Here is a 23651-nt window from a genome sequence, read left to right as displayed (position 1 = left end):
TCGAATCTCCGGTCGGCCGGGCCGTCCGAGGAGTGGGACGGCCCGGCCGGTTCCTGCTGGGTCAGCCGATGACGAGGAACGAGGCGTTGTTGTTCTTCGTCTTCACCAGGTTGGCGTTGCCGCAGGCCGGAACATCGTCCCAGGGCCCGCTCCAGCCGCTGTTGTAGTACACCCTGACGTAGCCGTAGCAGTTGCCGGGGAACTGGTAGGTGGCGGAGGCCGCGTTGTTCTTCACCGCGACGCCCTGTCCGTTGCCGGGGCCCTGGAACGCGCCGGCGTAGGCGAGGTCTTCGAAACCCCTGAAGCCGGTGAGCAGGTCCCAGCCGGCCACCGAGCCGGACTGGTTGCTGTTGTACCAGAAGCAGAAGGCCCTGGCCCCGCGGCAGTTCCCGTTGTTCGGTGCGGCCTGCGCGGCGGGCGCCACCGCCAGCGTCGCGGTGGCCGCTGTCCCCGCCAGCAGCAGCGTGGTGAGGATGCGTCGTCTCTTCATGTTCTTCCTCCTGGTGTCTGGACATCCCGGACCGGGCGGATGCCGGCCGGGTGTGTGTCGATCGGTCCCTGTCCCCGGGGTCCGTTCCGGGGCAGGAACGCCGTTGCGGAAGCGCGGTGTCACGGAAGCTCGAAGCCCTGCGCATCTGCGGCCGGGCGGGTGCCGCCGGAGCGTTCGTCGCCGGGGGCGGGGAACCGGGCGGCACCCGCGCGGCTTCCGGGACGGGCGGGAGAGGCGTCAGTGCCAGCCGGTGCAGGGACCGGCGCCGGAGATGCAGGCGCGGGCGCTGACCGAGCCGTCGACCATGTCGCCGTAGCCGGTGGAGCCGATCGCGTTCCAGAACTGGATGTCGGAGCTGTTCTCCACCCAGAACAGCTGTCCGTTCGAGGCGCCGGAGATCTTCGCCCAGTTCGCCTTGCAGGAGGAGCTGTAGCGGAGTTCGATCGTGCCGTAGGCGGAACCCTTCGACTCCACGGTGTAGGCGTCCGCGTTGCAGCCCATCTGGATGGGGTCCCGTCCGCTGCAGGAGGACGCGTAGCAGCCGGCGGTGACCTGGGGCGTGGCGGCGGACGCGGTGGGGACGGCGAACCCGGTCAACGCCGTGGTGGCCGCGGCGAGACCGAACAGGATCCCGGTCGTACGGTTGATGCGCTTCATGCGGAGTTCCTTCCTGAAAGAGCGGAGATCGGTGGTGCTCGGCGGGCGGTCCATCCGCCGGCCGTGCATCGGCCCGCAGGAGGCCGCCGGCGCGGCGGTCCTGGAGCCGGTGCGCAACGCGATCTTTTGACGGTGTGGAAGCGAGCGGACTTCGCGGCGGCCCGAGATGGTGATGCCTCGGAGGCCGTCGCGCACCATGGGAGCGGCGAACGTGCCCCGTAGAGGGGCGGTGGTGCCGCCGGACCGTGGTCGTGCCGATGCCGAGGAGCGGTCGTTGCCGCGTCCGGGGCTCCGGCACGGTTCGAGTTTGCTTAGCCAGCCGGTTGTTGCGCAGCCCTCCTCGCTGGACGAAACAAAGTGCCGCTCCGCTGGCCGGAAGGGCCGGTGGAACGAGACAGGCCGATGAGGAGCCGTTGCAACAGCGTTGCCCCGCACATAGGTTGGCGTGGCCCGGTGGTGTCACGGAGCGGGGGGAGCATGAGGGATGGGGCGTCAGGAGATCCCGCTGGATCCGGCCGGCGGGCCGGTCCAGCGCTTCGCGGTCGAGCTGCGCGAGCTGCGGCGGGATGCGGGGGATGTCACCTACCGGGTGATGGCCGGCCGTACCGGCTATTCGGTCGCGACGCTGTCGCGCGCGGCCGGGGGACAACAGCTTCCTTCGTTGCCGGTGGCATTGGCATACGTGCAGGCCTGCGGCGGAGACCCGATGGAGTGGGAGCGGCGCTGGCACACCGCAGTACGGGAGGCGGCAGCCGAGGACGGTGATGGTGCCGATGCGCCCTACCGGGGCCTGGCCCGCTTCGAACCCGGTGACCGGGACCGGTTCTTCGGCCGCGACCGGCTCATCACCGACCTGCTGGCCCTGGTGGACACCCGTCGTCTGGTCGCCGTCGTGGGCGCCTCGGGCAGCGGCAAGTCCTCCCTGCTGCGCGCCGGACTGATCCCGGCACTCCGGGACAGGGGCGCGACGCGCACAGGCCCGGCCGCCATCCGGATCTTCACTCCGGGCGCGCGGCCCGCCTCCGACCACGGTGCGCTGACTGCGTCCGAAAACGGTACGGGCGACACGGTGCTGGTAGTGGACCAGTTCGAGGAGGTGTTCACGCTGTGCACCGACCCGGCGGAACGCGCCGCCTTCCTCAACCTGTTCCTGGGGGCGTGCGCGCCGGACAACCGATTACGGGTGGTCCTCGCGGTGCGGGCCGACTTCTTCGGCCACTGCGCCAACCACCACGGGCTCGCGGCGGCCCTGCGGGAAGCCACGCTGCTGGTCGGACCGATGGGCCCCGCCGAACTGCGGGAGGCGATCGTCAGACCGGCCGCCGGCGCGGGCCTGATCGTCGAACGCGCCCTCACCTCAAGGATCATCGAGGAGATCCACGGCGAGCCGGGCGGACTCCCCCTGCTGTCGCACGCCCTGCTGGAGACCTGGCGGCACCGCAAGGGCAGGGCACTGACAGAAGCCGCCTACGAGGCAACCGGCGGCGTGCACGGCTCCATTGCCCGAACCGCGGAGCGCACCTACGAACGTCTGACACCGCACCAGGCCGCCCTTGCCCGGCGCGTCCTGCTGCGACTGGTCACCCCGGGCGAGGGAGGGCAGGACACGAGCCGTCCCGCTGACCGCACGGAACTCGAATCCCTCGGCTCCGATGACGCCGACACCGACACCGCGGCAGTACTGGAAAGCCTGGCCCGCGCCCGGCTGATCACCCTGGACGGCGACACCGTCCACCTCGCGCACGAAGCACTGATCAGCTCCTGGCCGCGCCTGAACACGTGGATCGACGACGCCCGCGACAGGCTGCGCCACCACCGGCACCTCACCGAGGCCGCCAAGGCCTGGGAAGAACTGGACCAGGATCCCGGAGCGCTCTACCGGGGCACCCGCCTGGCAGTGGCCGAAGCAACCTTCGCCGGCGTGGGGCTCCACGGTGACCTCACCCCGCTGGAGTCCCGCTTCCTCACCGCTGCCTTAGCCGCCCGCGACCTGGAAGACCGGAAGACTGCACGCTCCGCCCGACGGCTGCGGACCCTGCTCGCCACGCTGTCCGCCCTGATCGTGCTCGTCCTGCTGGCCGGGGTAGTCGCGTGGCAGCAGAGCCTCACCGGCGAACGCCGCCGTACGGAGGCCGCCGCCCGCCGGGCCGCCGCCGTGGCCGACGGCATGCGCTCCTCCGACCCCCTCACAGCCATGCGACTGAGCCTCGCCGCCTGGAAGACCGCCGACCTCCCCGAGACACGGTCCGCACTGCTCGGCGCCACCGTTCAACCCGACCAGGACGTCTTCGCCGACCCGCCCTCCGACAAGGCTGCCCCGGAGACGCACTTCCTCAGCGGCGACGGCCGCACCCTGGTCAGCGTCGGCCGGGATCAGGTGGTGCAGTGGGACGTCAGCACACATCGGCAGGTGGCTTCGCTCCCCGGCATGGCGAAGACAGCTTATTTCGTGACCGACATGAGTGCTGACGCCCGGGCACTCACGGTCTACAATCCCCTGCAGGTGAATGTATGGGACCTAGCTACGGAAAGTAGCAGCAAAGTCCCAGAAACACGCACCGCTTCCGGATCCCTCCTTCGTCCCACCGCGGCCCGGTTCGGTCCGAGCGGGCGGACTCTGCTCCTCTACGGGCTCGACCTCGACCTATCAGAATTCGTGATCCAAGTATGGGATCTCCGCAGCAGCAAGGTACTGCTCGAACGGCGCACCAGACGCAGTGATCACCGCGAGGTCAGCAACGACGAGTTGCGCCGTCTACCGGGCCTCCGAGAGCGACAGATTCTGCGAGAGGGCCGACTCTCTCAATACCCTTACCCGGATGCATCGTTGAGCCCCGATGACCGCCTGATGGCGCTCTGCGTTCCTGGAGAGCCGACGCAGGTGTGGAATCTGCCGGAGCAGCGTGAAGTGCCTACCCCCTGGGCTCCAGCCGTCACCGCGGAACAATGTCTCAACCAGGCGGTCCGGTTCACGCCGGACAGCCGCCTGCTGGCAGTCACCGATAGTCAGGGAGTCCGGATCTGGGACATCGCCTCGGGAACAGAACTCCCACGGATCGAGCATGCCAGCATATCAGAGGTGGCGTTCAGCCAGGACGGAACATTCATGCTGGCGTGGGACGGCAAGGAGTTGTTGCTGTGGCGCCTTGACACGCCATCGGTCCCCGTCTTCAGACATCCGCTGGCCGACACCGACGTCGGCCAGTTCAGACTGGATCTGGATGAGCGCAGGATCCGCTACCTCCAAGGGTCGACCGGCGCAGAGGTCCGCACCATCGACCTCACAAATGTCCTAGACTCGAATTGGGAAGGCCAATCAGCCGCGACCGCCATGTTCAGCCCCGACGGCAGCACGCTTGCCACGCTACTGTCGTCCCCGGGCGCAGGCACGTATCGCTTTCGGCTGCGGGATCTGCGCGGCGGAGGACATGTCGTCGACCTTCCCTCCATGTCCTGCCCATCGCGTTCCGAAGGCTTGCTGCCTCCCGACCCGTGCACCTTCCTCATGGCATTCCGTCCCGACGGGCGAGCCTTCGCCTATGGCGTCATCGACTACACGTCGATCGATGCTCCCCCACCATCACGTGTGTTCATCTGGGACATCTCCGCCGGCCGCACGAGCGAGGCCCTTGACCTCTCGGCTCCCGATTCGTTCCCGGAGAGCACCGTCGACGCGATCGCCTTCACACCGGACGGAAGATCGCTCCTGGCATCACGCCAGATGCAGACGGAATCGGTGGAAGTCTGGGACCTGTCCCGGCAGACCAGGACGTACAAGATCGCCCGCATCGGGGGAGACCGACTCACCGTCCGACCGGACGGACGGCTCGTCGTCACCTCGCGCAATCAAGTCGCCGACCTGCCGTCCGGTCTGGTGATCCCTCGTACGCTCACCCAGAGCATGACCCACGCCCTGGCGTTCAGCCCCGACAGCGCGTACTTGGCCACCGGCGACGAAGCCGGCCGCGTCACCCTCTGGGACGGCAATGCAGAACGGAACCTGGGTGTCCTGCCCGGCACCTTCCGTCCCAACACCACAGGGACGTTCCACCCGATCTCCGCGCTCGCCTTCTCACATGACGGCCGCACTCTGGCCGCCGCGGGCACCGACGGCACGCTGCGGATGTGGGACCTCTTATCCCACCAACCACTCGGCCCCGCCCTCCCCGTGCCAGGAGGTGCCACCCTCTCCCTGGCCTTCAGCCCCGACGACCGTACCCTGCGCGCAGCGACCGAGCACGTGCCGGCACACGAAGTCGTGGTGGCGCCGAACCAAGAAGCCGCCAACATCTGCGAACGAGCCGGGGGCGGCCTGCCGCCAACCGACTGGGACACATACCTCCCCGAGGTGCCCTACCGGAAGGTTTGCTGACCCCAATGGGTGCGATTCCCTGCGGTGTCCTTGCCGGAAACGTCATCCGCTCTGGTCGGTCAGCATGTTGGTACTCATGGAGGAGGCCGCCGACGCGGTCGCGTCGTCGTATGTCGAGGCGGGCGATTTGCCCTCGATCGGTGATCGGTTGGGGGAGTGGATGGAGTGGGCGGGCGTTGGCGATGCCCTGGTGTGGCCGGTGCCCGTTGTAGAACGTCTCGAACTCGCGCAGGGAGTGCAGGAGATGGCGCTGGTCCCAGATCCATGTCCGGTCCAGTAGTTCTCGCCTGCAGGTTTGTACCCAGCGCCCGGTCGCTCGCTTCGAACCGGACCCGCTGCCCGCCCAGCTGCCGTTCCAGCACCGCGATCTGATGGCGCAGGGCCAGGATCTCCACGTCCTTGTCGCGGTCGCTCATCGGCAGCAGACGCAGCATCGCGAACGCGTTGGTCACGCCCAGGTACGCCAGTCTCAGCAGCACGATCCATCAGCCTGGCACGCTCATGTGGGCACCCGTGGCCGTTCGTGAGAATGCGCAGGTCACAGGCTCCGGATGAGGTTTTCGGCAGGAGCAACGTTCGTCCTCGGCGTCCTGGCCGCGCCGCTGGCCGCGCGCTTCGGCTCCAAGCGCGTCCTGATCGGCGGCAGCGTGGTCACCGTCGCACCGTTCCTCCTGCTCGCCGCCGGCCACGACCACGCCTGGCAGATCTACACGGCCTCCGCCCTGGTCGGCGCCGGCCTCGGCCTTGCCTTCTCCGCCATGTCCGCCATCGCCGTCGAGGCCGTCCCGCCGACCCAGACCGCAGCGGCCGGCGGCATGAACGCCAACATCCGCACCCTCGGCGGCGCGATCGGCAGCGCCGTGGCAGCCAGCATCCTGTCCTCCGGAATCACGGCAACCCACCCGGTCGATCGCGGCGGGGTGATAGTCCCGCGGCTCCTGGCGGACCGGGGCCGGGCCGACTTCACCATCGGCACCGGGCGCGCGATCAGAGTGGTGGCACTGCCGTGCGGGATGGTGCTCAGGCGGCGGCGCGGTCCGCGTCCTCGTCGATGGCGTCGTAGAGGTGGGTGCCGTGGGCCCAGCTGGTGAGGATGCTCCGGTTGACCAGGATGAGGTTCTGGCGGGTGCCGAACGCGGCAGCGTCCCGGGTGAACCCGTTGAGCCCGATCATGACGGGTACGTCGGAGTCGTGCTCAGGCCGGGCGGTGCCGTTGAACGTCTGGACGTCCCGGGAGCCGACCGGCTTGTTGTAGTGCTTGCACTGCACGACGACCTTGCGGCCGAGGTGGTCCCAGACGATGACGTCGGCGCCGAGGTCGCCGGAGCGGCCGGAGTGCCGTACCGAGGTGAAGCCGTCCCGGACGAGCAGCGCGGCGCAGGCCTTCTCGAAGTCGGTCGGGTGCATCACGGCGAGGTGGTGGATCGGGTAGGTCAGGGCGGCCGGTTCTTCGTCCTCGAAGACCTCGTCCGTGTAGTGCCCGTACCCGCGCGGAGCGAAGAGCCAGGCCGCCACCAGGACAGGGGTCAGGACGATCGGGCTGGCGATGAGGGCCGACCACCAGGGACGGTCGGTGATCCAGCCCCACATGTCCACGCTCAGCCAGTGCCAGAACGAGGTGGTCAGCCACTGCCAGAAGACCTTGGCGGCGGCCACGGCCAGCACCGCTCCGGCGATGAACTTCAGCAGCGGATCGAACGTGCCGTCATCGCGCACTCCTGCACTCCATTCGGGTGGCTGGGTTCGGATCGGGTCAGGCTTCCGGGCGGCCGAGTCGGCGCCTGGTGGGCCGGGCGGGCAGGCGCAGCAGGTCGTGCAGGGCGATACCGTGTTCGGCCCACTGGCGGAGCCGGTCGCGGTCGATCCAGTGGATGCCGTGTCTGTCGCCCCAGGCCCTGGCGTCGCGGGTGAGGGAGCCGTTGGTGACGACGACGGCGGTGTCGGCGTTGTGCACGGGGCCGGCGGTTCCCTTCACCTGGTACATCACCTGGGAATCGACTTTGGCGCCGACCTTGGTGTATTTGGCCTGGAGCACGATCCGTCCGAGGCCTGGGTGCTGGCCGATCACGTCGGCTGCTTGGTCGCCCTGTTGCCCGACCTTGCGGGCGGTCCAGCCGTCGCGGACCAGCAGGTCGCGCAGCGCGTACTCGAAGTCCTGGTCGCCCAGGGCGTCGATGCCGGACAGGCTGAGCCGCAGGGTTACGAGGCGCCGCGTCCACCACACCGCCGCACCGACAGCGGCCGCGCTCGTGAGGCTGGCGAGAACGGGCCAGTGCTGTGCGGCGGCTCGGGCACCGGCCTCGGCTGCCTGGACGAGGAGGACGAGCATTGCGAGGGCGACGGTGCCGGCCGCAACGAACTCGGTGGTGCCGCGTGGCCGACGCAGCCTGGCCCTGGCCTCGCGGGATCGGGCAGTTCCGCAACGCGATGCGCGTCAGGGGTGGCGGCCCACGTCGACAGCCCTCGGGGAGGAGACGGCATCCCAACTGGACGGACGCCCTTTCGCAGCGGTGTAGAGCTCCTGGTCACGGATATGGCGAAAAGCGGCGGCGCACGCCGGTGGTACACAAGCGGGGGCGCTGGCACCGGCGCAGTCGGTACCCGACGGCTCCTCCAACAGCAGCCTGGTAGGCCGCGCAGTACCGACCGCCGCCGGATTTCCCCAAACCACCATCCTCTGCGGACGACTGGACATGACCTCTCGTCAGGCAGTGAGAGAGGGAGTGGGAATGTCGCCCGGTGACGGGAGTCCGCAGCACGGCGGTCCGACGGCAGAGACCCCACGTGACGACGGCGGTGGCCTCGCGCTGCTCGGCGGATTGATCGCCCTCGGCACCGTCGTACAGACCACGGCATGGCTATGGGGACACCCCTTGGCCGCAGCAGCCGCCCTGACAGGCGCCGCCGTTGCACTCGTCGGCCTGCGCCTGGCACTTCGGCACACCAGCCTCGGCCCACCACTGCGCCGATTCTCCAACCGCTGTGGACCCTCATCCGCGCCGGCATCTCCGCACGCCTCACCCTCGCCCACACCACGCTCACCGCAGCCGTTACCGACTGCATCGAACAGTGGGCCCACCAGCCGCTGCGCCAATCGGCGCCGGCCGAGCCCACCGCGTCCTATGTGCGGCGCCCTCTCGGCTACACGCTTGAGGCGTTCCAGGCCGCCACACCCCCCAGGTTCGAGGAGATGTGCCACGAACTGCTGGAACGCGACGGCTTCACCAACACGGAACGGGTCGGCAGGGCTGGGGACCTCGGCGCGAATCCGTCATCCCCACGGGATTCTTCGCCGTTGAACCGCCATCCACGTACTGGCAGGGCCGGAACCGCGTGCGGCCGGTGGGCCCGCCGGTCACCTGTCGGCAGCCTGCCGGCGGTGGAGGAGGACGGCCGTGAGTTCGACCGGGGCGGGGCCGGCCTGTTGTCGTGCCGATCTGGGGCCGCCCCTCTGCGTCGCCGGGTTGGAGGCGCCGGATCATGCCTGCCGCGGGCATGAACAGGTTTGTCGCGTCAAGTAATCATTTCTGTCAAAATCTGCACACTTACCCCTAAGAAATAGTGATGAGTGGTCGTTGTTTCGTTCTGATGTCACCCAATCGGGGCGCCGTCCCGGTCGAGCGCGGTCGCGCCGCTGGCAGCGCTCGCCGTGACGCGGGCCCTGCACCTGTGGCGCCGCAACGCACTGCTCAGCATCGTCTCGGCACCGCGGTGAACGTCCTGCTGGCCGGCACGTTCTTCGCGCGCTGACCGCCGGAGGCCGGTCCCGCCCCGGGCCCGGGAGCGTCCGCGAACGGCAACAGTCCCGCATCAGCCCCGGGGCCTGGCCGGAGCCCCCGGTCATGTCGGCGCCGGCCCCCGGGACCGGTGTGCGCCCGTCGGGGCGGGTGTGTGCGTTGGGGGGCAAGTCGGCAGTCCTGTCCGCTGGAAGAGTCGAGCACATCATCGTTCAACCCTCGCAGGAGTCAACTCGTGCACATCCACACCGCAGTGGGCCGACGGCTTGTTGGTCTGCTCCTGGCACTCGGTCTGGCGCTCGGCCTGGTGCAGACCGCCTCGGCGCCGGCCGCGCACGCCGATCCGAGCGGACAGATCACCAAGTTCGACTGGGACACCGGCGACCTCGAATGGGGCGGCCAGGCGGCGCACGACAACTACTGGTACGCCATCGACCAGCTCCACCGGATCAGCGGCCACGACATCCCCAACCACCCCGAGGTCTCCGCTCAGCTCGACGAGACGACGCTGCTGCCGACCCGTCTCATCGAGGCCCGCATCCTCACTTACGGGCAGTACCGCGGATCGCTCTACTGGTGGGCGGACAACCTCTACTTCGCCGGCTTCTACCAGCCGGCGTACGACAACCACCCGGGCACCCACTACGTCTTCCCGGACGTCTGGCCCACCGAGTTCCAGCAGGTCACCCACAGCAACAACGTGGTGCGTCTGCCCTGGGACGGAAACTACTCCCGGCTGCCGGGCGGTGGCACGGGCGAGCGTGCCGGGCGGGCCATCAGCTACGGCAACCTCACCAACGCCCTCACCAGCATCGCGACCGCGGCCACCCGCATCGAGCGCGACTCGAACGGCTTCGCCCGTGAGATGGTGACGATCATCCAGGCGACCTCCGAGGCCGCCCGCTTCGGCCGGGTCTTCGACAACATCCGGGGCAACATCCGGGACTACACGTCGAACACCATGGGCGGCCAGAACGTCGACCTCCAGCAGAACTGGGACGGTGCCTCGACCTTCGTCTACCGCCAGCTGAGCGGCCAGTCGGGTACGTTCACCATCAGTGGTCAGACCTTCCGCACCCTGGCGGCCTTCCTCGCCTACGTCGGCTACATGGAGCTCCACGCCAAGGTGCCCCGCTGACCCCGGTGCCGTAGGCACTCCGTCGGACGCGGGCGGGGCAGTCGCCCCCGTACGACGCGGGCCCCCGACCGGATTCCTCCGGTCGGGGGCCCGCGGCCGTCAGCGGATGATCGACACGATCCGGCACGGTGTCGCAGGCGCCGCGCGGGCTGAACCCTCCTTCGGGGCGAGGCCGTGGGGCAGGACGAGGGTGAACACCGCTCCGCCGGAAGGGGAGTTGGCGGCCTCGATGAGCCCGCCGTGCAGCCGGGCGTTCTCCTGGGCGATGGCGAGGCCGAGGCCGCTGCCCTCGGAGCGGGCGGGGCCTTGTCGGCCTTGTAGAACCGACGGGCTGGGTCCACTCCGAATGAGCGGCGCCGTAGGCGGCCAGGACACGCCAGTCGCGGAAGCCGCCGGTGCCGGACAACTCGCCTGCCAAACGGTCGAGTTCGCGACGTCCTGCTCGACGAGCTCACGGACCATCCGAATCCGAAGCGAGTGCCCGTCTTCGAACGCGCTCTGCAACGCCTCGGGTTCGAGGCCCAGCTCCCGGAACGCGCCACCGGCAACGGACCGGACGTCCTGTGGGTGATCGGTGAGTTGAAGTACCTGGTCCTGGCAGCCAAGTCGGGGGCCACCTCCGACAAGATCTGGCGTAGTGACGTCGCGCAGCCGGCACACTCCATGAGCTGGTTCCAGCAGACGTACGACCAGACCTGTACCGCCACCCCAGTGCTTCTGCGGGTCATGACGTCCTGTCTTCGGTCCTTCCGGCACACCGCCGGGCCGCACGGCATTCTGATGTGTCGGAAGGTGCCGGTGTTCCCGGGAGGATCCGGTGAGCCAACCAGCGCATCCTGAGCGTGTTGCGTCCGTGGACAGCCCGGACGTACGTCGGTCGACCTGAGGACGATCCCGGCCTCGCCGGGGACGGCACTCGACGGACCGCTGGCGACCGCGGCGCACCAGTGCGGCGCCGGTGATGGGCCGGCCGGGCTCGGACGGGGGAAGTAGAGAGCCAGGGGTTCGGGTTGTGTGTTGCCCGGCCCGGGGCCGCGGCCGGGCGGCGAAGTCGGTCAGGAGCCGGCCCAGGAGGTCAGGCAGGCGGATGGGCACGCGGTCCAGGAGAAGGTCGGGCTTGTCGTTCCGTGCGGTCACGGCGTCGGTGGGCAGAGCCGCGATCCGGATGACCTCCTGGCCGTAGAGGTAGAGGTAGGGGACGGCGACGCGGACGTCGGCCGGCAGTTCAGTGTCGGTGAGGCACTGGTGGAGGATCTTCCAGCGGGAGTCGTCGTCCAGGGCGGCGGGGTCGGGCCGGGGCCGGACGGGAACGTCAAGGCCGGTGCTGTGGCCGCGGTGGCTGACCCAGAAGCGGAAGCCGCGGACCTCGTAGTGCTGCGGGCCCGACGGCACTTCTGAGTTCGACGAGTCGGAGCGCGAGGGTGTCATCCACTTCCTGTGTTCGATGCGGTCAACGCAGGGAGCGGATCGTCGGGCTCGTGACGAGCAGGCCGGCGCAGCCCAGGACGGCGGCGCCGCAGAGCAGGAACAGCGTCGTCGTGCCGTACGGGAGCAGGACGCCGGCCACCAGATAGGAGAACGGGTCGAACGCCACTGTGGCCAGCACGACGAGGCTGAGTACGCGGCCCAGGAGTTGCTCGGGTACGCGCTCCTGCAGGGTGGCCACGACGACCACTCCGAGGAAGCCGGATCCCAGCCCGATGAGTGCGGCGACCGCCGTCGCGGCGGCGACGTGGGTGGCGGCGGCGAGCCCGGCCATGCCCGCGCCGATCGCCGCGACGCCGCCGACGACGGTCAGGCCGCGTCGGGCGGGTGGGCGCCACCCGGCCGTCAGGGAGCCGACCAGTGACCCGGCGCCGAAGCCGGAGAGCACGATGCCGAGGGCGCCCGCGCCGCCGAGGTGCCGGTCGGCGAGTACGGCGCCGCCCACGAGCACCGGGCCCACGACCGCGAGGTTGAGCAGGGCGATGGCCGCCAGCATCCCTCGCACGAGTGGTTCCTGCGAGGCGTACCGGAGGCCCGCGCGCAGGGCCCGCGCGCTGCCGGCCAGTTCACCGTCGACGCCGTCCGGCCCGGCGCGGTCCGCGGTGCCCGCGCGGCGTCGTGCCGTGCGGGCCGGCGTGCCGAGGGCGAGGGCGGCCAGCGCGGCCACCGCCACGATCCCCCCGAGCGTCGCCCGGAAGCCGACCGCGGCGATGCATCCGGCGGCCACCGCCGGGCCGATCAGGTCGCCCCCCGATTCGGCGCCCTGGACCAGCCCGTTGGCCCGGGAGAGCTTCTCGGCGGGCACGACGACGGGGAGCAGCGCGAGAGCCGCCGGGAAGTACGCGGCGTCGGCGGCGCCGAGCAGCGCGGCGAGGACCGCGACCGTCGTCACCGACGGCGAGGTGAGGGTGACCAGGGCGCCGAGGGAGAGTAGGACGGTGACCCGGAGCCAGGCGGCACCGGCCACGACACGGGCAGGGCCGAGGCGGTCGACGAGGACTCCCGCGGGAGGCAGGAGCAGCACGCGTGGCAGCGCGGCGGCCACGAGGACGAACCCCGTGGTGGACCCGGGTTCCGACAGTTCGAGGACGAAGAGTGTGAGCCACACGATGAACAGCGCGTCGACCACGGCGGCCAGCGCCTGGCCCGCGATCAGACGGCGCAGGTGCGAACGGCCGAGCGGTTCGCGGGGAAGGGGACGGGTCGTCGGTTCCGTCGTCATCGAAGGCCGGGCCTCCCGGGTTCGCTCGCCGCGCCGAGGGCCCGCCACCCGCGGTGCCACCGTGGGTGTGGTCGCGCCCGGGGCGTCGAGGGGGGTGTGGTCGGGTCGGGCAGTGGTCGACAACATGAACACATCGGCTCGTGGATCTCCGGTGGGACGCGCTGCCCTTCCGGAGGGACCGTGGCCGGGGATACGGGGCGTCGGTTGCCGTCCGGCGCCGTACGGTCGGCGAGGCCGGCGCTTCGGTGAAGGAGATGACTAGGCGATGTGGGTGCCCCCGTCTACCGTGAGGGTGGTGCCGGTGATGTAGGAGGCCGCGTCGGAGACGAGGAAGACCAGTGCCGCGGCGAGCTCCTCGGGCCGCCCGATCCGGCCCGACAGGACCCGCGGCATCACCGCCTCCAGGTAGCCCTCCGGGTAGCCGTCGGTCATCGGGGAGGCGAAGAGGCCGGGTGCGAGGGCGTTCACCCGGATACCCCTGTCGGGGGTCCACTGCTGGGCGAGGTCGCGGGTGAGCCCGAGCAGTCCGGCCTTCGACGCCGAGTAGGCGGCCTGCGGCAGCCCGCCGGTGACCAGTGCGAGGACACTGGAGACGTTGACGATGACACTGCCGGGCAGCATCACCGCTCCCGCGGCCTGGGCCATCCAGTAGGAGCCGTTGAGGTTGATGTCGAGGACCTCGCGGAACTGGTCCGGAGTCTCCTCCGTCGCGGGCCGTTCGCTGCTGACGCCGGCGTTGTTGACGAGGATGTCCACCCGCCCGAACGTGCGCATGGCCGTGTCGATCAACGCGCGGCAGTCCTGGGGCTCGGCGACGTCGGTCCGTACGGCGACGGCCCGGCGGCCGAGTTCCTCGACGGCCGTGCGGACGGCTTCGAGCAGTTCGGCACGTCGGGCCCCGAGCACGACGTCGGCGCCGGCCTCGGCCACCGCGGTGGCGAAGGCCGCACCCAGCCCGGACGAGGCGCCGGTGACCACGGCGACGCGACCGTCGAGCCGGAACCTGTCGAGGACGCTCATGGCGGCGGGTGGTCAGGACCGGCGGTCGGCGACGTAGGTCACCGCGTCTCCGATCGTCCTCAACTCCCTGACCCGGTCGTCGGGGATCCTCACCTCGAACCTGTCCTCGACCGCCACGGCGATCTCCATCATGGCCAGGGAGTCGATGTCGAGGTCGTCGGTGAACGACGTCGCGGCGCTCACCTCGGCCGGGTCGACGCCGAGGACCTCTTCGACGATCGCGGTGATGGCGTTGAGGATGTCGGTGGTGTCCACAGGGGTTCCTCCCTCTTGGGACGGGGCCGGCGTGCGTCGGCCACCGCGGGTGTTCCGTGTTCGGGTGGTGTGCTTCGTGGTGCGGCGGGCCTCAGAGGCCCAGGCGCCGTCGGTAGGTGAGGAGGGTGCGCAGGAAGCCGTCCATCTGCTCCCCGGTGTGCCCCGCGTGCGGGAACAGCCGCAGGAGCGCCTGGTTGCGGGTGACGGCGGGGTAGGAGAACACGGGGACGAGGTAGCCGTCCTCGACGAACCACTCCCGCATCTGCAGGGCGGCGGCGTCGTCTCCGACGGGTACCGAGAGCATGTACGACTCGGTCGGCGTCGTCGCCGTGCCGGCCTCGTGCATCTGGTGGCGAAGCCGGGCGGCATGGGCCAGGTAGTCGTCGACGATCCGGGGGTCGTCGGCGAGGGCGGCGATCGTGCGCTCGGCGGCGTAGGCGGTCGGCGGCTGGATGGCGGCGGTGAACATCGAGGTGCCGGAGAGCAGTTCGAAGGCGTCGATGGCCGCCGCCGGTCCGGCGATCGCGCCGCCCTCCAGCCCGACGGCCTTGGACAGGGAGACCATGACGAAGTCGGCCCGCTCCCGGATCGCGGCCGCCTCCCGGGCGTAGGGGCGGTGCTCGGGCCCGTAGACCATGAAACCGTTCGCGTCGTCGATCATGCTGACGGCGCCGTGGCGGTCGCACTCGTCGAGGATCTCCACGATCGGCCCCATGGTGCCGTCGGCCGAGTAGATGCTCTCGGCGATCACCACGGTCTTGCGGGTGCCGACGTGGTCCAGGATGCGGGCGAGGTCGGAGACGTCGTTGTGCCGGAACGCGTGGACGGTGCGGCCGTAGTCGAATCCCTGGAGGCCCTTCCAGATGCTCCAGTGGACGTCGCGGTCGACGACGAAGACGGTGTCGTGGTTGCGTACCTCGATGCCGGTGTCGAAGTGCGCGGTACTGCTCATGGCGTGGATGAACCCGATGTTGGCCAGGAGCCCCGTGGCGAAGCTGATGGCTCGCTCCTTGCCGGTGTGGCGGGCGATCGTCTCCTCCAGCACCTGGTGGGGGCGGCAGATCCCCTGGGTCATCCTGGATCCGCTGGTGCTCAGCCCGTGGGCGAGCGCGCCGTCCGCGAAGTGGCGTTGGAGCGGGACGTGGCGCGCGAGGTCGAGGAAGCTGATGCTGGCGAAGTTCACCAGTTCGCGGCCGTTGCGGGTGATGGTCGGCCCGACCGGGCCGTCCACCACCGGCGGGCGGTACGCCGTGTCGTGGGTGTTCGCCTCGATGAAGGCGGCGAAGGCCCAGGGGGCCAGGCGGTCCCCGGACGGCGCGGCGGCGCGGGATGCGGTCATGGCGAGGTCTCTCCTCCACGGCGGGTGCGGGGTGGCAGGGGTTCCAGCGCTTCGGCGAGGTGGCCGAGCGAGGCCGGTCCGGCCAGCTCGTCCGAGGCGATCCCGGTGAAGCCGGACCGGCGGAGCAGCGACAGGAGACTGGGGACGGCGACCAGGGTGACCCCGTGGTCGGCGAGGCAGCGGTTCATGTCCACGGCGTCCGGGCCGCCGAGGGGGCCGACGGCGGCCACAGCGGCTGCCAGTGCCCGTTCGGGGCCGGTCCCGGGCGGGCGCGCCGGGAGCCGCGGCGTTGTCGCGCCGGTGGTGGCGGGGCCGGACGGGTCGGACGTCCGACCGGGGTCGGGGCCGTCCGGGGAGAGGAGGTAGCGGCCCGGGGCCACGAGGCCGGGTGCGTCACCGAGGTGGTCCAGGACGCGGCGGTGCAGGTCGTACGCGGTGACACCGGGAGCCGTTCGGGCGTAGGCGACCAGGTGCGGCTCGTCACCCCCGCCGTCGGGCGTCACCGTCACGTCGAGCACGCCGGGATGGCCGCGCAGCACCTCCTCGACCCTGGCCGGGCACGCCCATCCCTGCGGGGCGCGCCACCACCCGGCGGCGGCCGGGGCGAGCGGGCGCGCCGGAACCGGGCTCGCGGCGCCGTCGGCGACCGCGCGCAGGAGGCCGCACAGCCGGACGGGCAGCGCTGCGGCTTGCCCGGCGTCGAGGAGGTGGTCCCCGACGGTGACGTCGATGGTGACGGCCCCCTCGTCGAGGGCGAGGTCGACGTAGAGCGTGTCGCAGGGCTCGTCGGGCGCGCTGCTGATCCAGCCGGCGGTCCCGTCCGCGGGAGCGCCCCGCCCGGGGACCAGGTAGTCGCGCGGCCACGAGTAGCAGTTGTACTCGATGGTGGGCACGGTCAGGACACCGCGGCGGCGGTCCATCCGTGCCTGGGCGGCGACCAGTTCCGCGGGGCGCCACCGGCCGTGCCGGTAGGCCGTGGCCGAGGCGGCGGCGACCGAGGCGACCACCTCGCCGAACGCCGCGCCCGGGCGGAGGCCGATCTGCACCGGGACCGTCAGGGCCTGCACCCCGGCACTGCTCCGCAGCGATGCCCGGGCTCGGTTGGAGACCACCACGGACGCGAGGAACCGGTGCTCGCCGGTGCGGGTGGCGACCTCGTGGGCCAGTGCCGCGAGGACGACGAGTTCCGGGCTGGCCCGGTGACGCCGGGCGACGCGGTGGACGTCGTCGTAAGCGCCCACCGAGCGGTGCTGGAGCCGGTGGCGCCCGGCGCCTCCGGCGGTCCCGCCGAACGGCGCCAGCACGCCGGTCGGGTTGCCCGCGAGACGGGTGAGCCACTCGTGCTCGGCCGTGCGGGCGCGCTCCTCGGACTGGGCGGTGAGCGTGTCGAGCGGGTGCACGGACGCCTGCTCCGGCGCGCCGGCGCCGCACAGCCGGTCGTGCAGCTGACCGAGCAGCACGGCCAGCCCCCAGCCGTCGATCAGGACGTGGTGGGCGGCGATCAGCAAGGCGAACGGCACCCCGCCGTGGAGCAGTAGCCTTGCGCGCCAAGGTGGTTGGCGCTCGGGGTCGATCGGCAGGGCGGCCAGCGCCGAGGTTTCGGCCGCCAGGGTGGCGGCGTCGACGGCGGGCACGTCGAGGTGGTCGACGGGCAGCGGGGCCCAGCCCGCGCGGTGGACGTGCTGGACCGGGCGGAGCGGGTCGACGGTGCTGCGCAGCACCTCGTGACGGGCGGTGAGGGAGGCGAGCGCCGCGTGGACGTCGGCGACCGTCGCCGGGGGCGGGACGTGGCAGTGGTCGGCGAGCGGCGTCGGGTTCACCCGCCGCGACGAGGGAACGGTGCGCTCGAACCAGTGCCACTCCTGGACCCAGGTCAGCGGCCCGCTGCGGATGACAGTGGCGGGGATCGGGGCTCGCCCCGGGCGGTGGTTCACGGCCGGCACCTCACACCGCCCGGACCACGAGAGCGGCATTGTGGCCGCCGAAGCCGAACGAGTTGCTGAGAGCGGTCCGCAGAAGCTCGTGGTGCTGTGCCCGGTGCGGCACGAAGTTGATGTCCGGGTCGATCGGCTCGTCGCAGTTGACGGTCGGCGGGACGTCGCCGGTGCGCAGGACCTGGATCGCGACCACGAGCTCGACGGCTCCGGCGGCGCCGATCATGTGTCCGGTCATCGACTTGGTGGAGCTGACCGGGATCCGGGTGACGCGCTCGCCCAGCACCCTGCGCAGGACAGCCGTCTCCGTGGCGTCGTTCAGCAGGGTCCCGGTGCCGTGCGCGTTGACGTAGTCCACGTCCGCCCCCGTCAGCCCCGCGTCGCGCAGCGCCGCCTCGACGGCGAGGCACGCACCCCGCCCCTGCGGATGGGGGGCGGTCCAGTGATGGGCGTCGGAACTCGCCCCGTAGCCCACGAGTTCGGCCAGCGCGCTCGCCCCCCGCCGCTCGGCCACCTCGGCGGCCTCCAGCACCAGCACGGCGGCTCCCTCGCTCATCACGAACCCGTCGCGACGGGCGTCGAACGGCCGGCACGCCGCGGTCGGATCGTCGTTGCGCCGGGACAGCGCGCGGGCGTTGCCGCTGCCCGCGAGGTCGACGGCGGTGACGCAGGCATCGGCGCCGCCGACGAGGACGACGTCGGCCTCCCCGTGGCTGATCATCCGCATCCCCGCGCCGACCGCGTCCGCGCCGCTGGCGCACGCCGTGCTCTGGGCCCGGCTGGGCCCCTGAGTGCCCAGCCGCATGCTGATCTCGCACGCGGCGCTGTCCATGGCGGTGGTGACCTGGGTGAAGGGGCTGATGGCCCGGGCCCCCCGGTCGCGCAGCGTGTCCGCGGCCCGGTAGATCGACCCGACCGGGCCGTAGCCGCTGCCGACGACCACCGCGACCCGCGGCGCCAGCTCGTCGTCGACGACGAGCCCGGCGTGCTCGCACGCTTCCAGCGCGGCGGCCAGCGCGTACTGCGCGAACCGGTCGGCGCGCCGGCTGACCGACGGCGGCATGTAGCGACCGGGCACGAAGCCGCGGACCTGACCGCCGATCCGGACTCCGAGACCGGTCACGTCGATCGCGTCCACCGCGGCGATGCCGCTGCGCCCGGCCAGCAGGGCCGTCCACGTCTCGTCGACGCTGTGGCCGAGCGGTGTCACCGCCCCGTACCCGGTGACCATCACCCGGCGCGTGGCCCGTCCGTTCGCGGTGCCGTCCCGCCCTCCCACGCCGGTCACTGGGGGACCACCGAGGCGTCCCGGACGGCCGGGAGGACGTCGTCGGGGGAGACCGGCACCATCAGGACGGCCGTGCCGCCCCGGGAGCAGAACCGCCGTGCGGCATGGAGCTCGTCGGTCAGCGCGGCCTTGTCGCGCAGCACCCGGCAGTGGATGTCCGGCCCGTCCACCGCGGGCGGCGGTGTGCCTGGGCGCGTGAAGGCGTGGCGCTCGGCATCGAGGCCGAGGCGGGCGCGCTGGACGTCCAGCCAGCCGTAGCCGCCGTTGCACAGCACCACGTACAGCACGCCGCCGTGGGCCGGGGCGGTGACGGCGATGTCCGCGCGGGCCGCGAGGAAGGCCCCGTCCCCGATGAACGCGACGACCTCGTGGTCCGGTGCGGCCCGCTTGACCCCGATGGCTGCGGCCGCGCCGAAGCCCAGGGGCGTCTGCTCCGACGGCACGACGGACCCGCCGCCGACCCGGAAGGGGAAGCCGTAGGACCACATGTCCTGCAGCCCGTTCTCCTGGACCAGGACGCGGGGCCCGCCGGCGGTGGCGTCGAGCGCGGCGAGCAGCTCGGCGATGCGGATCCCCGGGAGCGCCGCCGCACGGGCCAGTTCGGCCTCGGCGTCCCGGGCCATGGCCGCGCGGGCGGCGGCGATGTCGTCCGCCCACGTCGTGCCGGCTTCCGCGCGCCCGGCCCCGCCGTCCTCGTCCAGCGCCCGCGACCAGCCGAGCACGGCGTACCGGGCGTCACCGAGCACCCGCGGGCCCGCGAACTCGGCCGACAGCCCGCCCGGATCCACGTTGACCTGCACCACCGGGACCGGGGGCCACGGTGCTCCGCCCTCGACGACCGTCTCCTCCAGCCGCCCGGCGAGCGACACGACCAGGTCACAGCGCGACCACAGATCGCGGGCGGGAGCCGAGGCGTAGAGGCCCGCCACCCCGCAGAACAGCGGGTGGAGTTCGTCGACGGCGCCGCGGCCGGACGCGGTGGTGAAGAGCGCCGCGCCGAGGCGTTCGGCGAAGCGCTCGGCCGCGCCGCCGCCGTTGCGGTGCCGCATGCCGCCGCCCACCAGCACGACCGGGCGCCGGCTCGCGCGGATCGCCGCCAGGGCCGGTCCCGGCGTCGCCGGAACGGGTTCGAGGAACAGGGGTTCGGGCAGGGTCGGCCGCGGCCCGGTGACGAGGACCTCCGCTGTCCGGATGTCGTCGGGCACCTCCAGGTACACCGGTCCGGGCGGCGGCCCGACGGCTCTGGTCAGCGCCGTCACTGTCGCGGGGACGACCCGGTCCGGATGTCCCACCCGGTGCGCCCACCGCACGAGCGGCGCCGTCGTGGCGACCTGGTCGAGTTCCTGGAAACCGCCGCTGCCCCGGCGGTGTTCGGGTACGCCGGCCGCGAGCACGAGGACGGGTGCGCTCGACTCCCGTGCCTCCAGTAGTCCCGTGGCCGCGTGGGTGACCGCCGGGCCCTTGCCCAGGGCACACACGGCGAGCCGACCGGACTGCAGCGCGTAGCCCGTGGCCATGTACATCGCGTTGCGCTGGTCACGGCACGGAACGAGGTCCAGGCCGGCGGCGTCGAGGGCGCGGAGCAGCTCCAGGTCGTCGCCGGGCAGCCCGAAGCAGGTGTCCACCCCGTTCGCTACCAGCAGGTCGACGACGGCGGACCACACGTCGGGGTACCGCTTCCTCTCCTCGGTCACCTTGCTCACCTCGGTCACTCCCCTCTCACCGTGACGGGTTCGTCCGTCGCGAGGTTCCGTGCCACGGCCTGCGAGACGAGCAGAGGTTCGGCGTGCCGCTCGCCGCCGTAGGAGACGTAGTTCGCCCGCATCCCGAATCCGCCGAACGGGCGGTTGCCGTCCTCGGCGTCGAGCAGCGTGTGGTTGACGCAGGTCCGGTGGCGCCGGGCCAGGACGTCGACCGTCTCGGGGTCGGTCCCGTAGACCATCGCTCCCAGCGCGCGCTCGCTGAAGTAGGCGTTCGACAACCGCTCGCGCAGCAGTCTGGCGCTGGGGTAAGCCACGACGTTGAACACCGGGGCGAACATTTCGTCCAGGGGCATCTTGTCGTCGAAGCCCCACAGCAGCACGGTCGGCTCGACCCTGCGGGACGGCAGGTCGATGCGGCCGCCGTGCCGGATGCGGCGCGCGTGGCGCACCAGGTAGTCCGAGCAGTTCACCAGCGCCGAGTCGTAGAAGATCGGACCGTAGTCGGCGACGGGGTCGCCGTTCTGACCGAACCTCAGCGACGTCAGCTCGGCGGACAGCAGGTCGACGAATTCTCCGGTGCGGCGCTTGGGCGTGAACACGACGTCGGGACCGAAGCAGTCCTGGCCCGAATTGTAGAGCCGGATCCTCGTGAGATCACGCACGGCGTGCGTGAGGTCGGCGTCGGGCGCGATCACGAAGGGGTTGATGCCGTGCCCGAAGAAGACGAAGAGCTGGTCCTCCGCCAGTCCTTCCCGGACGGTCTCGGCATTCGCGTAGTCGCCGGTGAAGACGACGAGGTCGGAATCGCGCACCGGACCGGTCAGGAATTTCCGCTGACTGAGTCCGGAAAGGCTGATGGGCAGGCCGTGGACCGGCGCCAGGAGTTCGTGCAGCCGCTGCATCTGGCCCTTTGTCTCGGAGGACGGCCGGAAGACGATTCTCTCGCTGTAGAGGGACGTCACGAGCGTGTAGAGCGCGTAGGAATAGAGCGGAATGTTGGACGGCATGAAAACGGCGGCCCGGGGTACGGGGCAGGGCCGGACGCGGCGGATCTCCTCCTCGGCCCCGTCGAGGGTGGCGAGGAACGAACGGACCTCCGCCCCGGCGGTGCGGTGGGGCGAGGTCTCGGTGAGGATGCCCATCACCGCGTCCTCGTGGCCGGCGACGTACTGGCGCACCGCGCGCAGCGCGTCGATCCGGTCGGCGAAGGGGACGCGGTAGTCGGCCGCGTCGGGGGCCGAGGCGGACACGGTGGGCCGGCCGGCCGGCCGGTGCGATGCGGAGAGCGAGGTCATGGCGATCTTCTCCAGGGCGGCCCGGTCGGGCTTCCCCGTGTTCGTGAGGGGCAGCGAGGGAAGCACCACGATGTGGTCGGGCTGCTCGTAGTCGGCGAGCTCCGGGCGCAGCAGCCGCTTCCAGTGCTCCGGTCCGTGATCGTCCGGGTCCGCGACCACGAACACCAGACGGCAGCCGAGCCGGGCGTCGGGGACGGCGACGACCTCCGTCCGCGCGCCGACCGACCCGGCCCGTTCGGCGAGGTGGTCGGGGTAGAGCGTGTGACCGTCGCGGTGCACGGCGAGCTTGCGCCCGATCGGGAAGACCCGGCCGGCGTCGTCGAGCAGGCCGATGTCACCGGTGCGGTGGACCGGCCCGGACACCGGCAGGATCTCGCCGTCGTCGCCGAGCCGTCCGGTCATCAGGCCGTCGCTGCGGACGACGAGTTCGCCGAGCCGCCCGCTGGGGAGCGGCCTGCCGTGGTCGTCGTGGACTTCGACGACCACGCCGGGCAGGGGCGTGCCGCACCCGATCGGATCGTTCGGGGGAGCCAGCGCGATGTTTCCCACCTCGGTCGCGCCGTAGCCGTCGAGCAGGTGCAGGCCGGTGCGGGCGTGGAACCGGGCGGCCAGGTCGCGCCCCAGCGGCGCGCCGCCCACGCACCAGGCGCGTACCGTCCCCAGTGCGTCCGCGAGGGCGGGGCGGCGGTCGAGCAGGTTGAGCAGGCTGTAGTAGGTCGACGGGGCCCCGTCGACGACGGAGAGGCCGTGCTCCAGGCCGACGGTGAGTGCGTGGTCCAGGCGTGTGGCGGACCCGTAGACCACGAGCGTGCCTCCGCCCAGCCACCAGCAGAGGACCAGGGACAGGCCGTACTGGTGGGAGTACGGCAGGACGGGCAGGAAGACGTCGTCGGGCCGGTACCCCATGCGCTCCGCGCTGAGCGCGAGGTTGTCCAGGATCGAACGACCGGAGCGGACGATGCCCTTGGGGCTGCCCGTCGTACCCGATGACCACGAGATCACCGCGTCCTGGCGCAGGGCCCAGCTCGTGACGCCGGGCACGGCCGCCGACTTCGAGGCGGAGCGCGGCGTCGCGGCGTCGCCCGCGCCGTCGCCGATGTCGAGCACCACGCGCGCCCGGGAGCGGATCTGCGACCGCTGTGACGGGGTGGCTCGATGATCGGCCAGGACCACCGACGCGTCGAGGTGGATGAGTGCGAGCAGGGAGACGACCCATTCCGGGGAATTGGGGCCGCTCATCATTGCTCTCGAACCGGGGCCGATGCCGCGGTGTGTCAGGAATTCGATGGCTCCGAATGTCCGGGCCGCGATTTCTTCGGTATTCCAGATGCGCCCTTCGGGCGAGATCAATCTCCTGGAAACGGGCACTTGTGCTCCTCAAGACCAGGTGGTTCGAGGTGACTATCGCACGCTCGTCGAGTGGCGTCCAGGGCTGTCGCGAATATCGCGGCGTGCGCGCGGGAATAGGGGGCGCGCGGCGGGTGAAATGAGTATTCGAGGAGTGGCTTTCCCAGGCGCGTGCGTTCACGGATCGGCGCGAGAGGTGGTTCACGCTCTCGGTCATGGGCGACAATGGTCCGGTCGCGCGCCAGCGACTGCCAAGTCCCCCGTCCGCACTGCTGTCGACGCCGACTGCTCCCAAGTCCTTTGATCGGCGCGCCAGTTGACGGCCGCTACCCGGGTGGCACGCTGCCCCCGCCACCAGGTGAGGGGCGC

17 protein-coding genes and 2 pseudogenes are annotated in these 23651 nt (G+C 71.4%); 5 read left to right on the top strand and 14 right to left on the bottom strand.

The features are described 5' to 3' along the window. Window positions 1–61: 61 nt before the first annotated feature. Together QWJ13_RS28130 and QWJ13_RS28125 are read right to left on the bottom strand one after the other, a co-directional pair. On the bottom strand, window positions 62–490 hold the full coding sequence (locus tag QWJ13_RS28130; RefSeq protein ID WP_316527947.1) for a hypothetical protein: 429 nt from the start codon (window positions 488–490) through the stop codon (window positions 62–64). Window positions 491–727: 237 nt separating this feature from the next. Further along, the gene (locus QWJ13_RS28125) at window positions 728–1147 is read right to left on the bottom strand and encodes a DUF2690 domain-containing protein (protein WP_316527946.1); all 420 of its coding nucleotides are present in this window, start codon (window positions 1145–1147) and stop codon (window positions 728–730) included. Between the two features lie 484 nt (window positions 1148–1631). Here QWJ13_RS28125 and QWJ13_RS28120 point away from each other — a divergent pair, with 484 nt between their 5' ends. After that, the gene (locus QWJ13_RS28120) at window positions 1632–5519 is read left to right on the top strand and encodes an nSTAND1 domain-containing NTPase (protein WP_316527945.1); all 3888 of its coding nucleotides are present in this window, start codon (window positions 1632–1634) and stop codon (window positions 5517–5519) included. Window positions 5520–5580: 61 nt separating this feature from the next. On the opposite strand, the pseudogene QWJ13_RS34410 reads toward QWJ13_RS28120, so the two are convergent. Beyond that, window positions 5581–5826: pseudogene (locus QWJ13_RS34410) on the bottom strand (integrase core domain-containing protein); the annotation flags it as partial. 244 nt (window positions 5827–6070) lie between these two features. Here QWJ13_RS34410 and QWJ13_RS28110 point away from each other — a divergent pair. Then, entirely contained in the window at window positions 6071–6610 is a 540-nt protein-coding gene (locus QWJ13_RS28110; protein ID WP_316527944.1) for an MFS transporter, read from the top strand. Here QWJ13_RS28110 and QWJ13_RS28105 read toward each other — a convergent pair. Further along, entirely contained in the window at window positions 6540–7235 is a 696-nt protein-coding gene (locus QWJ13_RS28105) for a restriction endonuclease (protein WP_316527943.1), read from the bottom strand. The genes QWJ13_RS28110 and QWJ13_RS28105 overlap by 71 nt on opposite strands. A gap of 37 nt (window positions 7236–7272) precedes the next feature. Beyond that, window positions 7273–7848 (bottom strand): restriction endonuclease, encoded by a 576-nt coding sequence (locus QWJ13_RS28100; RefSeq protein ID WP_316527942.1) that lies wholly within the window; start codon window positions 7846–7848, stop codon window positions 7273–7275. Window positions 7849–8373: 525 nt separating this feature from the next. Between QWJ13_RS28100 and QWJ13_RS34405 the strand changes: the two genes are divergently transcribed. Both QWJ13_RS34405 and QWJ13_RS28095 read left to right on the top strand, forming a co-directional pair. Continuing rightward, window positions 8374–9018, top strand: coding sequence for a restriction endonuclease (locus QWJ13_RS34405; protein WP_432277617.1), 645 nt, complete (start codon window positions 8374–8376; stop codon window positions 9016–9018). A gap of 473 nt (window positions 9019–9491) precedes the next feature. Next, the gene (locus QWJ13_RS28095; RefSeq protein ID WP_316527941.1) at window positions 9492–10394 is read left to right on the top strand and encodes a ribosome-inactivating family protein; all 903 of its coding nucleotides are present in this window, start codon (window positions 9492–9494) and stop codon (window positions 10392–10394) included. On the opposite strand, the pseudogene QWJ13_RS28090 reads toward QWJ13_RS28095, so the two are convergent. Next, a pseudogene (locus QWJ13_RS28090) lies at window positions 10361–10723 on the bottom strand (ATP-binding protein); the annotation flags it as partial. The gene QWJ13_RS28095 and the pseudogene QWJ13_RS28090 sit on opposite strands and share 34 nt — an antisense overlap. 148 nt (window positions 10724–10871) lie before the next feature. On the opposite strand from QWJ13_RS28090, the gene QWJ13_RS28085 reads away from it, so the two are divergent. Further along, on the top strand, window positions 10872–11234 hold the full coding sequence (locus QWJ13_RS28085; protein ID WP_316527940.1) for a hypothetical protein: 363 nt from the start codon (window positions 10872–10874) through the stop codon (window positions 11232–11234). A 610-nt stretch (window positions 11235–11844) separates the two neighbouring features. Here the strand turns inward: QWJ13_RS28085 and QWJ13_RS28080 are convergent. From QWJ13_RS28080 to QWJ13_RS28045, 8 genes are all read right to left on the bottom strand, one after another. Further along, complete coding sequence (locus QWJ13_RS28080) at window positions 11845–13101, bottom strand: MFS transporter (RefSeq protein WP_316527939.1); 1257 nt, start codon at window positions 13099–13101, stop codon at window positions 11845–11847. A 258-nt stretch (window positions 13102–13359) separates the two neighbouring features. Next, window positions 13360–14121 carry an SDR family NAD(P)-dependent oxidoreductase gene (locus tag QWJ13_RS28075; protein WP_316527938.1) on the bottom strand — a complete coding sequence of 254 codons (762 nt, stop codon included), beginning with the start codon at window positions 14119–14121 and terminating at the stop codon, window positions 13360–13362. A 12-nt stretch (window positions 14122–14133) separates the two neighbouring features. Next, entirely contained in the window at window positions 14134–14376 is a 243-nt protein-coding gene (locus QWJ13_RS28070; RefSeq protein WP_316527937.1) for an acyl carrier protein, read from the bottom strand. A gap of 91 nt (window positions 14377–14467) precedes the next feature. After that, window positions 14468–15715 carry an aminotransferase class I/II-fold pyridoxal phosphate-dependent enzyme gene (locus QWJ13_RS28065; RefSeq protein ID WP_316527936.1) on the bottom strand — a complete coding sequence of 416 codons (1248 nt, stop codon included), beginning with the start codon at window positions 15713–15715 and terminating at the stop codon, window positions 14468–14470. Then, a complete protein-coding gene (locus tag QWJ13_RS28060) occupies window positions 15712–17649 on the bottom strand; it encodes a condensation domain-containing protein (protein WP_316527935.1) in 1938 nt (645 codons plus the stop codon). The genes QWJ13_RS28065 and QWJ13_RS28060 overlap by 4 nt, the downstream gene beginning before the upstream one ends. 10 nt (window positions 17650–17659) lie before the next feature. Further along, the gene (gene fabF, locus QWJ13_RS28055) at window positions 17660–18937 is read right to left on the bottom strand and encodes a beta-ketoacyl-ACP synthase II (protein WP_316527934.1); all 1278 of its coding nucleotides are present in this window, start codon (window positions 18935–18937) and stop codon (window positions 17660–17662) included. Beyond that, a complete protein-coding gene (locus tag QWJ13_RS28050) occupies window positions 18934–20640 on the bottom strand; it encodes a thiamine pyrophosphate-binding protein (protein ID WP_316527933.1) in 1707 nt (568 codons plus the stop codon). The genes fabF and QWJ13_RS28050 overlap by 4 nt, the downstream gene beginning before the upstream one ends. Window positions 20641–20645: 5 nt before the next feature. Further along, window positions 20646–23303: an aldehyde dehydrogenase family protein gene (locus tag QWJ13_RS28045; RefSeq protein ID WP_316527931.1), complete on the bottom strand. Its 2658-nt coding sequence runs from the start codon at window positions 23301–23303 to the stop codon at window positions 20646–20648. Between the last annotated feature and the right edge of the window lie 348 nt (window positions 23304–23651).

Source organism: Kitasatospora brasiliensis, assembly GCF_032654805.1.
In the GTDB taxonomy this organism is placed as follows: Bacteria; Actinomycetota; Actinomycetes; order Streptomycetales; family Streptomycetaceae; genus Kitasatospora; species Kitasatospora brasiliensis.
This window is presented reverse-complemented; position numbering and strand designations above follow the sequence as displayed.

Excerpts from the sequence above, each read along its gene's own strand:
- QWJ13_RS34405 (WP_432277617.1), top strand. The coding sequence starts at position 8,374 with ATGGCTATGGGGACACCCCTTGGCCGCAGCAGCCGCCCTGACAGGCGC.
- QWJ13_RS28080 (WP_316527939.1), bottom strand. The coding sequence starts at position 13,101 with ATGACGACGGAACCGACGACCCGTCCCCTTCCCCGCGAACCGCTCGGC.
- QWJ13_RS28075 (WP_316527938.1), bottom strand. The coding sequence starts at position 14,121 with ATGAGCGTCCTCGACAGGTTCCGGCTCGACGGTCGCGTCGCCGTGGTC.
- QWJ13_RS28110 (WP_316527944.1), top strand. The coding sequence starts at position 6,071 with ATGAGGTTTTCGGCAGGAGCAACGTTCGTCCTCGGCGTCCTGGCCGCG.
- QWJ13_RS28125 (WP_316527946.1), bottom strand. The coding sequence starts at position 1,147 with ATGAAGCGCATCAACCGTACGACCGGGATCCTGTTCGGTCTCGCCGCG.
- QWJ13_RS28100 (WP_316527942.1), bottom strand. The coding sequence starts at position 7,848 with ATGCTCGTCCTCCTCGTCCAGGCAGCCGAGGCCGGTGCCCGAGCCGCC.
- QWJ13_RS28130 (WP_316527947.1), bottom strand. The coding sequence starts at position 490 with ATGAAGAGACGACGCATCCTCACCACGCTGCTGCTGGCGGGGACAGCG.
- QWJ13_RS28120 (WP_316527945.1), top strand. The coding sequence starts at position 1,632 with ATGGGGCGTCAGGAGATCCCGCTGGATCCGGCCGGCGGGCCGGTCCAG.
- QWJ13_RS28065 (WP_316527936.1), bottom strand. The coding sequence starts at position 15,715 with ATGACCGCATCCCGCGCCGCCGCGCCGTCCGGGGACCGCCTGGCCCCC.